Below are 12,118 nucleotides of genomic sequence, written 5' to 3'. Positions count from 1 at the left end.
AACCTTATCGGATATTCTTAAACCGAACTGAGGTTAAATTGATTACCAAGAAATACCATACTTAACACTAATGGTTCGCCCACTTCCTGCACTGTAAAAGGTGTTAGAAAAGCCTTGAGTCCTTTGGGAGTAAAGGGCAAAATAAAAGGTATCTAATAGGTTTTCAATGCCAATTTGTAATGTACCTTGTCCTAATTTTATGCTACTAATTAAGTCTAAGAGAAAGTAACTATAAACGGGACTAGGATCGACTCCTTCATCAAACGCAGAACTGCGATACCCCATAAAATATTAAATTGAGGGCTAACAGGAGTATCAACACTGAACCTAGTTCCCCAATTTTGGGAGTTTAATTCCCCTTGAAAGATACCGAAGGTACCGGGGCGGCGATCGCGCGGATCACTACGACTGACGTTATCCCGATAGTAAATTTGAGTATCCAGACTGCTCCCCCATAAATCGTTATGACTGTAACTTAAGTTGAGGAGAATATTTTGATCCATTTGAGGACCACCGCCATTAGGAAATTCTAAAGTACCAACCCGTAAGGCTCTTGCTTTCCTTCTTCCTTCTATATAATCTACAGCAGGATCTGAAATAAATGGACTTTCTCGGCGATCATAAAAATAGTTAGCAGTGAATTGGAGTCTTTGATTTTCGTCAAATTGAACCCCTAATTTACCTAAAAGGTTGAAGGTTTCGCTTTCATCTGTTCCTTGAATAGTGGGAATGCGATCGCCCTGTGCATCAAAAGAAGCCCCAGAATCTTTACGAGATAAATCAATGAGAAAATCAAAATCGTCTTTCTTCCCTGAAATACCATAGCGAAGAAAATTCCCAAAACTTTCTCCCTGCAATTCGCCTAGTGTGGCATCTATACCTATTTCCGCCGTAGAAACAAAACTTTCTTCCGTTGGGCGACGAGTAATGATGTTAATAATTCCTCCTGTTGCTTCCCCACCATATAAAGCCGAAGGTCCTCTTAATACTTCAATCCGTTCAATGGCATTGGGGGAAATGGTTTGTAATTCTCGATCGAAGTCTCGGTTATTGACGTTTAAAGGTACACCATCAATTAAAATAGAGGCATTTCTACCCCGCAAAGAAGAAGCCGTAAAAGCGCGATCGGATGGAGGACCAAACCCCGGTACTAACTTCCCTAAAATCGTGCCTAAATCCTCTGTTAAAGCCGTTTGCTCTTCTATTTGTTGACGATTAATCACTGTTACAGAACGGGGAATACGTCTTAATTCGTCAGGTTTTCTTGTGGCAGTGACAATTAAATCAATGGTTTCGGGAATTTCTTGATATTTTTGTGCCTGAGAAAAATCTGATACTGCCTCTGCTTTCAAGGTTAATATTTTGTCTCCCTGAATAATATTTACTTTGGGTAGATTATCTTTTCCTGTAATTCTAATTTGCACATTGCGATCGACTTTTTCTGCTTCTACCGTTGTAATTGCCTCATCAGGAGTAGATAAAATCACATTATTATCGTTGGGCAAACCTAAATCTACATCTAAAATTTCAATAATAATGGTATTTCCTTCTCTGTATTCTTGAATAAGTAATGGCTCATCTGTCAAACTTTTCATTTGTACATCTACCCCCGTTGTTGTTGCTTGGGCTTGAATATCAAAAATTAAATTGACTACCTCTTGAGCTTGAACTAATTGTATAAATGCGATCGGCAATAAACCTGCCATTAAACAAGTGGAATTTATAAAACGTTGCATTATTTGTCCTCACACCATTAATCGTTAAAAAGTAATTGATAAATTTTCTTAAAAAGACTTTGAAATAATATGGTAGAGGTAAAGTAAAAAGAAAATTTCTTAGTAACGGATTATTTTTTCTCTCAAACGGATTTTTTTAGAATTAAGAATTAAGAATTAAAAATTAAAAAGTAACAATTTTAAAAATCACCCTCATCACTCTATCCCCTCATCACCTCATCACAAACTGCTTTGCTTTTGATATTGTTTCGGGGAAACCCCAAATTCCGCCTTAAAAGCCGAAGAAAAACTGCCCAAACTTTTATAACCAACTTGGGAAGCAACCCCAGCAATATTATAATTGTAATCTTTAATTAATCTTTGGGCTTCTAATAAACGATAATGACGCAAATAACCGAAAACCGTCATTTGAAAACAATGTAGAAAACCTTTTTTTAATTTATAATCATTTAAGCCCACTTGTCGTGCTAAATTGATTAAAGAAGGTGGATCTTTATAATTATTAATCAGAATATTTTTTGCTTGATAAATCCTTTCTATATCATCACGATTAAAAGATAATTTTTGTTCTATTTCTAATGTCAAAATTTGTTCAAACTGAAGCCTTAATAAATCCATTATTTTACTTTCTAAATACATTTGAGCTAAACAGCCTTGATAGGGACAATCAATAATCTGTTTTAAAAGTGTTTCTAAGTGAGCAGAGGTTTGACAGTTATATAAAAAAGGTTCTATTTCTTGGTCTTTTCTCCATCTTTCTAAATGCTGAAAAAGAGGATGATTTGATTCAAAGCATAGATGATTCAAAAATTCTTTATCGATAATTAATTTGATCGCTAAAATAGGTTTGTTTGCTGGTATTTCGTCCTTTTCGATCGTATCTTTAATTAAAAATAATTGATTGTTTTTTGGAGTAACTTCACGGGATAAAAATAAATTATCTACAGTAGAAGTATAACCACCTTTAAGATAAAAACTAGACACTAACTGAGACGAGGATTCAACTTTATCTATTTCAATAATTTTTTGATGGTAACAATAATCTTGTATTAAAACTGTCAAGCCATTTCTTAATTCTATTTCCCGCCAAAAACCTGTCCCTAAATAGGGGGGAAAAGGAGTAATCGTTTCAGTCTTACTTCTATATTCTTTGATTTCTCCTTTCTCAATGCTTTCTTGCCATATTGCTTTAAATTCTTCTGTGGAAATAGAAATAGTCACTATTTTCAGCTTGCTACTTATTGATAATAATTAGCATTATATTAGAAATTATATTAATAAACAAGATTGATAAAAATAGTTATCCAAAACTCGATTATTGATTTTTTGGTGTTGGTAAATTAAGCTCTTAATATGTTGGGGTGGTGGGGTTGAATATATTCAATTCTTATGGGAAATTTCTTTTTTATCTTAACTTCGTTCACGACCAAAGGGAGTGTAAGAGATAAAGGCGAACTCTCCGAACTCAGACTAAAATTGATTTAAAGGGTTTCGCCTTTTAGTAATAATATACTGATGTAAGATCTCAATTTATGAAGATTTTAAAATTTCGTTTATAGCGTCAACTATAGGATTAACAAAATCTCGATCTGTCCAATACTGTCCATGACTTAAAGGAGTCCAACTGGAGAAGACATTTCCTGTATCAATTTCAAAATCTTCCACTAATTTATTATAGTCTTCGGAAAGAGGTTGCAAAGGCCAACCTAAACAATCGTCTTTGTCGTAATAATTTTTCCATTGGAATTCTGAATTAGGTTTTTTAAATGCTTGAATACTATCAAAACCTGCTACAAAAATCGGAATATTACATCCTGAAGTGAATAAAAATTTCATTGTTTTCAACTTCAAAAAATCAATCTCATCGTCGTGGGGATTTATATAATCAGAAGAATTCTCATCCCAAATAGTTTCATCCTTATCTTCTTTTTGAGAGTCCCAAATATAATTTGAAATGACTTGACAGCCAAGAGATTGAGCAATAACAATTAAAGGGCATTGGCTATTTTGAAGATTATTTTTTGTGGAACGTAAACTCTCCACGATAATTTTTTGAGTTTGTTTATATACACTATTTTCTTCTTTGGGTTTATGTTCAAGACTTACGGCATCGGAAAAAGCAAACAAGAAAAATTTTCTCAGTTGAAGCCAACGAAGTTTCTCAGAAGGTTCACACTGCATCTTATTCCAAATATTGTACTGATTATCTTGTAAAACTGGTTGATAATAAATTGATTCAAAATGAATTTCCTTCTCTACATCAACAGAAAGTTTTTTTAGTCTTATTTTTAGTAGATTTTCCAATTCACAAGAAAATGTAGATTCAGTTTCTCCCATACCATGAATTGTTAAGATACCCAATTTTTTTGTTTTTATCATAATTTTTACTATTCATGAAAATTCTACTATTCTAATTGATGATTTTTTTTAAGTTTATTAAATAAAAATAAAGAACAAAATGAGGGACTTTTTCTTAGCTTTATTTTATATTAAAAATCTTGATCTATTTGGATATATTTTGATTAATAATTTAACAAAAACTCTCTTAATTGCTCTAAAATATACTCAGATGCGATCGCGCCATTTAAACCATTCCACAAAGCATAACTAGCAAAATAAACTTGATTATTAAGAGTAGCAGGTAGAGATTTTGTGAGAGAATTTTCTTGCCAATCTTGTTTTATCGTTGCGGTTTGATTAGCTAAAATTTCTGAATTACTTTTATTTTTTACGTCGGTATTATAACCTAAAATAAAAATCCAGTCCGCTTGTTTACCAATATCAGGTAAAGATTCCAAGGAAATGGGCATGGTAACACTAGAATTATCATTAGAAATAGTAATTATTTCAAAACCTAATTGACTAAAAATATTACCTAAATCACTATTTTTACTAAGCATAAATAAACTATCATTTAAACCATTTCCTGCTAAAAATAAAACTTGATTTTTATTATTAATAATTTCGGTAAAATCTGCCTTAGTTTGATTTAATTGATTTTCATAGTTATTGATAATTGTTTGAGCTTTTTCCGTTTCATTTAAAGCTGTTGCTAATGTTGTTAAATCTTGTTGCCATTTTCCCTTAATGGTACGATCTTTAAATAATAAATTAGGAGCAATTTGTGACAAAAAATTATACTGAGTTTGATTCCGAGTTTCTCCCAAAATTAAGTCTGGTTTAATTTTAGATAACACTTCTAAAGAAGGATTATTGGCATTACCTAAATTATAAGGCTCAGTGGTGATTAAATTTCCTAAAATGGGATCAATTTCTTTGACGTTAGTAATTTTTTCCCCTTTTTCAAATCCAAAATAACCACCAAAGCCATAGGGTTGATAACCTAAAGAAAGAATTTGAGCAAGATTATAACTACCTAGCACAGCGATTTTCTCTATTTTTTGACATATTTCAGTTATACCAAAATCATGGCTAATATTTTGACAATTATTGGTATCATTAGCTGATTGATTATTACCATTTTGACAGGCAATAATGAGGAATATTGTGCAAAAAAAAAGGATAAATTTAATTGAGATTTTTCTCATAATATATTTAGTTAGTAGTGAGGGCTTTAGCCCTTATTTTCAGAATATTTAAAACCCTAAAGGGTTTACTACAAACCTATTTAAAATTTGACGGAAATTGAACCAATAACCGTAAAAGGTTCGCCCGGATAGATTTCATTTACCCTTCTATTTTCTGAAGCTCGAATATAATTAACATCAAAAATATTTCTAAAATTAAGAGCAACACGCCAATTATCTCGATTATAGAAAATACCTGCATTAGTGAGAAAATAACTATCAAGGGTAAAACTATTGGCATTATCTCCAAAACGTTGATCAACATAATTGAAACCTAAACCAAAGCCTAAACCTTGTAAATCTCCCTGTTGAATTTCGTAACTTGTCCAAAAATTAAAGCTATTGGGTGGCACACTATAAAGTTTATTTCCTTCTAAACCTTGATTATCTTGGGTTATTTTGGCATCAATATAGGCATAGTTAGCAACCATATTCCAACCCGGGAGAATCTCTCCGATTAAGTCTAACTCGAAGCCTTCGCTTTTTTGCTCCCCTGTGGCAACGGAAAAGTTAGGAAAATCAGGATCAGGAGTGGCTACATTTCTCTTGGTAAGATTAAAATAAGATGCGGTAAAAGATAGTTTTTTGTCTAGTAATTCTGTTTTAATACCGAACTCAAATTGTTCTCCTTCTTCGGGATCAAGTAAGTTACCATTGACTGTAATGGCACTATTAGGTACAAATGAGCGACTATAACTACCGTATAAGGAAATAGGCTCTATGGGTTGATAAACTAAACCAATACGAGGAGTAAACGCATCATTGTTTTGACTATCAGTTGAGCCTTCTGGGCTAAATACTGAAGGGCGATTGGTGTTACTTTGATCGATACTATCATAGCGAAATCCGGCTAATAATTTAAGGTTATCAGTAAAAGCGATTTGATCTTGTAAAAAGAAGCCAAAAGCGTCAACAGTGGTATCTCCATCAAAGAAAACAGGCTCTTCTTGAAAATTAGGACGAGGTACAGTATTGTAAATGGGGTTAAAAATATTGATGGGTATATTGGTAAAAAAGTCTCCTCTACCAATGTTATTCAAATCCTGTCTTTTAAAAAAGTCAATTCCTGCTAATAGTTGATGTTCGATCGCACCTGTGTTAAATTTACCCACAGTGTCCAATCTAATTTCATAGGTTTCGCTAGGTTGATCTAAAGAGATAAAATTACGGCTCAATATGCCTGTTTCTTCGTTCAAACTTCCAGCATTTGCTGTCTCAAAATAGGAATCATAAGAAAGATAGTTAAAAGCATGACGAATTTTCCAATTATCACTGAAATTATACTCAAAACGATAGCCTAGTCTTAGTTGCTCAATTCTAGCAATATCATTAGGTTCACCTAAATTACGCTCTCTGGGTATATTAGCAACTTTATCACCGAGGGCGGTTAAACCAAAATCATTGGGGCGCTCATCATTCAAATATTCCACATTCACCAGTAAGTTGACTTTTTCCGTTTCCCAACTAAAAACAGGGCTAATGAAAAATCGTCGAATATCCGTGTCAAAATCTCGAAAAGAGGCTTCACTTTGATAGGACGCATTAACACGATAGAATAAGTTACCCTCACCATCAGGATTAAATGGTCCTGAAATATCAAAACTCGGACGAATTAAACCTCGATTACCTACTTGCAATTGTGCCTCGTAAAAGGGTTGCTTTAAGGGTTTTTTGGTGACTAAATTGATAACACCTCCCGGCTCAACTACCCCGAATAGAATGGATGCAGGACCTTTTAACACCTCAATTCGCTCTAAATTACCTAAGTCAGGAAAACCAATATTACCAAATCTACCGAAGGTTTGACGAAATCCATCCCTTAACACAGAGGCATCGCTGAAACCCCTAATTTGAAACCTTTGCCCACGGGGATCAGCCGAAGTTTGTTGTACTCCGCTCACATTGCGTAACGCATCTCCTAAATCAAGTAATTGTTGATCTCTGATGATTTGTTCAGGTATAACTTGAATAGATTGGGGTACATCTCGAATAGGAGTATCAGTAAGAGTTGCGGTGGTGGCATCAGGGATGAAATAATCTTCTTCTTGTACTTCTTGAGTAGCGACAATTTCGATTTGTTCTTCAGTTTGGGTTATGTCTGCGATGGTGATTCCAAAAACTAAGTTATCATTGATTGATGTCACCTCAACGGTAGGCAATTGATTATTTCCTGCGATGGTAATACGCACACCGCCCTCAACGTTAATCGCCTGAATCTCCTGAATATCATCGGTGGGATTTAATTGTAAAAATTCTTCTTCTTGACTAAGGCTTAATTGAGTGTCTATAAATTCAATGATTAAGTTGTTTTTATCAGGAAAAATAAGCGGTTGTAAACTGTTAAGATTGTTTCCTTGTAAAATCAATTTTAATTTATTATCAGTCTCTCTTAACTCAATATTAGTAATGATAGAATCAATAGTAACCTGAGCAAATAAATGATTATCTTTATTAATTATTAAATTCTCAGCTTTAACATTATGTTGATTAATTAAAGGAATTAATCCTATTAAAGTCATGAAAAATAGCAGTTTGTTTGTTTTCATCTCCCCACACTATTAATATATTTTCTCAACTAAAAATTAAAGATAACCTGAGGTGCGATCGAATTTCTCTTGCAGAGGTACTTTTTTTCTCTTGGAAAGGTACTTTTTCAAAAAAGAAGGGAATAAAAATTGGCTCTATTACCTTGAGTATGCGAATTATTGGTTAGGGTAGGCAAGAGGTAAGCGTTTGAGTCATTTTTAAAAACTAATAAAAACCGAAATTAATTGTGTCTTAGCTTATAAAATATCTAAAGTAAAAAATATTATTAACCTTTAGAATTAATTTGTTATAACTATCGTATGAGAGCCATACTTTATTTATTGTGATTATGCTACTAAAATTTCAGAGAAATAATATTGAAAATTTATGTTTATTCAAATACAGGAAAAAATTAAGCAAGTAAAAGAAAAAAAATTAAAAGTATTAGACTTAAGTTATGATTGCGATCGAGAAGAACAAAAATTAGAGAAAATACCCCCAGAAATTTTTGACTTAAAACAATTAGAATATCTCTCTTTAAGGGGTCATAGTTTAAAGAAAATTCCCCAAGAAATTAATAATCTTATTAATTTGCAATATCTGGATTTATCATCAAATCAATTAGATGAGATACCATCAGAAATGGGGAGTCTTATTTCCTTAGAACATTTAGACTTATCAAGGAATCAATTATTTTGTTTACCTACTACTTTTGTTAATTTAAATAGTCTGATTTATCTTGATTTATCTATTAATCAGTTTTCAGAATTTCCTGAATTTTTAGGAGAAATTGCTAGTTTAAAATATTTATCTTTTGCAGTAAATCGTCTTTATAGCCTGCCAGAATCGATTATCAAATTAAGTAATCTTAACCATTTAGATTTATCTAAAAACAAATTTGTTAGATTTCCCGAATTTATAACCTCTTTAAAAAAATTAACTTACTTAGATTTGTCCGTGAATCAACTAACCAGCCTGCCAGAAAATATTGATCAATTATCTGAGTTAAGAGATTTAGGTTTATTGAATAATCAAATAAAAACTTTACCAACTTCTATGATTAACATGACTAATTTAGAATATATGGAATTATGGGATAATCCTTTACCGAAAAATTTGTCAAGAGAAATAGGATTTGAGGATATTAGAAAATATTTTGATTCTTTAAGATAAGGTGTTTGTTTTCTAATTCATAAAGTAAAATGCTGAGAAAAGATTAACTATGGTTAAACTCCAAATAAAACTATGGTCAGTATCAGTAAAAAAGATTTATTTCAAGCTAAATTAACGGGTAATTTGATCAACTTAGAAAATCAATTACAAAACTATTTTACTAACTCAAATAACTTATCCGATTTTACTCAGGATGAAACAAAAAATAATCTCCATACTTTAACAAAAATTTATTTATATCAAAGAAAATATGACGAAGCAAAACAACTTATTAACTCGATACTAGAAGCGAAAATAACACTATTAGGAGAGGAAAATCATGAAGTAGTTTTTATTTTAGAAAATTTAGCTTTTATTACTTATTTAGAAACTTATTATCCTTTTTTTCAAGACGCTACAGAAGCAAAAAAATTATATCTTAAGTTATTAGCAATTCAAAAACAATTATATGGTCAAAATAGCCTCAAAATAGTTCAAACTTTGATAGTAATAGGTGTTATTAGCACTCAGCAAGAAGCTCCAGCATTTCTTGCTCAAGCTCTTCATATATGTGATAGTACTTTAACAGATAATGACATAGAATTGGCTTATTTTTTATGGCAAATAGGTTCAGCTTTATTTGATAAATGTTATTTTTTTGGTGCTGAATCTTCCGAGTTAGAATATATAGAAGTTGTTTTAACAGAATCCTTAGAAATTTGCCAAAAATACCTGCCTGAGTCTCATCCTTTATTTATTTCTTGTATGATTAATTTAGCCGAAGCTAAACATCATTTAACTCATTATGAATCTGCCGAAAAATTACTAAGAAAAAGTCTTGCTGAATATGAAAAAAGGTTCTATCCTTTTCATCCACAAATATTCAACTTACGTTACAATTTAATAGTTAATTTGCAAATGCAGAGCAAACACGAAGAATTGGTAGAATTAAAAAAAATACAAGATAATTATCGAGAATATCACGAAAAAAGAATCAAAGGAATTGTATTTAGTGTTCCTGATGTTGATACCACCTTATATCCTATCGAAGATATTTTAACAGAAGAAGATCAAGAGTTAGATTTTGATTTTGCTAATGAGTACCAAAAAATGATAGAAAAACAACGAGAATATTTATCTCAAGATAATTTTTATGTCGCTAATTCTTTGGAAAATTCAGCTTATGAAAATTTAAGAAAATCCGAATTATTTTTATTAAATGAAGTTGAAACTTTATTTTTAAGAGCTTTACAGATTAAAGGTAAAATTTTAGGTCATAATCATGACGAAGTTTTAGATATATTAGCAAGTTTAGCTTATGTTTATGAGTTACAACAAGATCAAGATTCTTATGAACTTTGTTCTCAAGAAATAGCTAAATTAAAAATGACGAAATAATCATATGGTTAAACCTTCTACTTTCTTTCTAAGTACATTTTTATTTCCCCTACAAAAATTTCAGCCTGTTTAAATAATTCTTCTGTTACAGGTAAATCAGGCTGCAACATTTCTCCGTAATCATGGGCTTTTCTTTCATCACTTGAGATAATAGGGGATTTGCCCCTACTGCTCCATATTTAATTTGTTCTTCTGTAACTACAAAAGTAGATATGATTCGATCATGTTGAAATCCTATTTCCCAAGCTAAATCATAAATCATTTCTCGCAATGATCGATCTAAAAAATTAACTTTAATAAAGACATCTAAATCAGAATCAGGTTGTGCATCACCCCTAGCACGTGAGCCAAAAATACGCATATCGACAACAGGAGTTATAGATTCGAGACGACAACGAAATTCATTAGCTATTTGAAAATCCAAATTTTCCATAAAATTTAAGAATTAAGAATTAACACATATCACCTCATCACCCTATTAGAATTTTAGACCATAACTTAAACTAATAGTTATATTTTGTCTTGTATAAGTAATATTCAAGCTAAAAAGAATAAAAAATTAATAAATCAGGGGCATAATTTGATCTAAAAAAGCAGATAATGATTTTGTACCTGTAGTTAAACCTCCTACTTTTTCTTCCTCTAAAGGATAAACTTGATTATTTTTTACTGCTTTTAATTCCTGCCAAAAACTATCTTTTCTTAAATCTCCTAATAAATTTGAAGAAGGGGATTTTACTAAAACAAAAATAATATCAGGATTTATCGTTAAAATTTCTTCTGAAGATAAACTAACCCAATTAATGGCACTGGGATTATTCCCAGAAATTGACCAAGGATAGTTCGTTAATTCGTCTAGCACTGAGCCTAATAATGATTCTTTAGTGGCAATAAAAAAGTTTCCTTTATATCCATTAGTCACCAAAACAATTTTCTCATTATTAGCTTGTTTTTTATAATTATCTAATTTAGCAGTAAATTTATTTTTAGCAACTTTAAATTCTTCATCTTTATTGAGTAAATTAGCAAATTTTTCTAAATTATCGATCGCATCTTCGTAGGTTTCTATTTCAATTAAAAATACAGGTGCGATCGCATCTAAGGTATTCCTTTGACTACTATATCCTGCTAGATGTCCAACAATTAAATCTGGTTTAAGTTTTAATAACTGCTCTAAATTTGGTTCTCCATAGCCCGAAATGGGTATTATATTTTTACCTTTTTCTCCGAAATAAATATCACTTTTTGCTAAATTTAATAACATATTATGCACAGCGATGGGAGGATGATTTAATTCTGCTAAAATATCAATACAACTAAGATGTAAACAAACTATTTTTTCAGGAATTTTACTAAATTTGAGCTCATGATTAGACGCATCAGTAACAGATATTAAGTAATCATTATTGATTATATTATTCTCAACAGTTAAAGATTGTTTTTGACAACTGTTTAAGGGAATTATTAAGCTAAAAAAGAGGAGAAAAGAGAATAGTTTTATCATGATCTAGTAATCTTAAATAACCTCAGTTCGGTTTAAGAATATTGGATAAGGGTAGGTGTCAGGTTTCAGGTTGCAGGTTGCAGGTGTTGAGAGAAAGTAATGAGTAACAAATAATGAGTGTTCGGGGTTTTTAATTCCTAATTCTTAATTTTTCCTTTGCCCTCCCCCCTCTCGAGGGGGGATATAAGGGGGGTTTGCCTCTTGCCTCTTGCCTT

The 12,118-nt window shown here is 31.5% G+C and carries 10 protein-coding genes; 2 read left to right on the top strand and 8 right to left on the bottom strand.

Annotated features, from left to right (window positions below):
* Nucleotides 1-42 precede the first annotated feature (42 nt).
* The 6 genes from CYAN10605_RS18575 to CYAN10605_RS10085 form a co-directional block, all read right to left on the bottom strand.
* Entirely contained in the window at nt 43-285 is a 243-nt protein-coding gene (locus tag CYAN10605_RS18575; protein WP_150108947.1) for a TonB-dependent receptor, read from the bottom strand.
* On the bottom strand, nt 216-1,736 hold the full coding sequence (locus CYAN10605_RS10105; protein ID WP_051018124.1) for a TonB-dependent receptor plug domain-containing protein: 1,521 nt from the start codon (nt 1,734-1,736) through the stop codon (nt 216-218). The genes CYAN10605_RS18575 and CYAN10605_RS10105 overlap by 70 nt, the downstream gene beginning before the upstream one ends.
* Before the next feature lie 219 nt (nt 1,737-1,955).
* The gene (locus tag CYAN10605_RS17855; RefSeq protein ID WP_015219843.1) at nt 1,956-2,957 is read right to left on the bottom strand and encodes a helix-turn-helix domain-containing protein; all 1,002 of its coding nucleotides are present in this window, start codon (nt 2,955-2,957) and stop codon (nt 1,956-1,958) included.
* Between the two features lie 309 nt (nt 2,958-3,266).
* On the bottom strand, nt 3,267-4,115 hold the full coding sequence (locus CYAN10605_RS10095; RefSeq protein ID WP_015219842.1) for a hypothetical protein: 849 nt from the start codon (nt 4,113-4,115) through the stop codon (nt 3,267-3,269).
* A 143-nt stretch (nt 4,116-4,258) separates the two neighbouring features.
* Complete coding sequence (locus CYAN10605_RS10090) at nt 4,259-5,284, bottom strand: ABC transporter substrate-binding protein (protein ID WP_015219841.1); 1,026 nt, start codon at nt 5,282-5,284, stop codon at nt 4,259-4,261.
* Between the two features lie 80 nt (nt 5,285-5,364).
* Nucleotides 5,365-7,869 (bottom strand): TonB-dependent siderophore receptor, encoded by a 2,505-nt coding sequence (locus CYAN10605_RS10085; protein ID WP_015219840.1) that lies wholly within the window; start codon nt 7,867-7,869, stop codon nt 5,365-5,367.
* Nucleotides 7,870-8,236: 367 nt separating this feature from the next.
* Between CYAN10605_RS10085 and CYAN10605_RS10080 the strand changes: the two genes are divergently transcribed.
* Both CYAN10605_RS10080 and CYAN10605_RS10075 read left to right on the top strand, forming a co-directional pair.
* Nucleotides 8,237-9,022, top strand: a complete 786-nt coding sequence (locus tag CYAN10605_RS10080; protein ID WP_015219839.1) for a leucine-rich repeat domain-containing protein — start codon at nt 8,237-8,239, stop codon at nt 9,020-9,022.
* A 72-nt stretch (nt 9,023-9,094) separates the two neighbouring features.
* Nucleotides 9,095-10,399: a tetratricopeptide repeat protein gene (locus CYAN10605_RS10075; protein ID WP_015219838.1), complete on the top strand. Its 1,305-nt coding sequence runs from the start codon at nt 9,095-9,097 to the stop codon at nt 10,397-10,399.
* Between the two features lie 85 nt (nt 10,400-10,484).
* On the opposite strand, the gene CYAN10605_RS10070 is transcribed toward CYAN10605_RS10075, so the two are convergent.
* Both CYAN10605_RS10070 and CYAN10605_RS10065 read right to left on the bottom strand, forming a co-directional pair.
* Nucleotides 10,485-10,832: a nucleotidyltransferase domain-containing protein gene (locus CYAN10605_RS10070; protein ID WP_015219837.1), complete on the bottom strand. Its 348-nt coding sequence runs from the start codon at nt 10,830-10,832 to the stop codon at nt 10,485-10,487.
* A 126-nt stretch (nt 10,833-10,958) separates the two neighbouring features.
* Nucleotides 10,959-11,903 (bottom strand): ABC transporter substrate-binding protein, encoded by a 945-nt coding sequence (locus CYAN10605_RS10065; RefSeq protein WP_015219836.1) that lies wholly within the window; start codon nt 11,901-11,903, stop codon nt 10,959-10,961.
* Nucleotides 11,904-12,118: the final 215 nt, after the last annotated feature.

It is taken from the genome of Cyanobacterium aponinum PCC 10605 (assembly GCF_000317675.1).
GTDB lineage: Bacteria > Cyanobacteriota > Cyanobacteriia > Cyanobacteriales > Cyanobacteriaceae > PCC-10605.
This window is presented reverse-complemented; position numbering and strand designations above follow the sequence as displayed.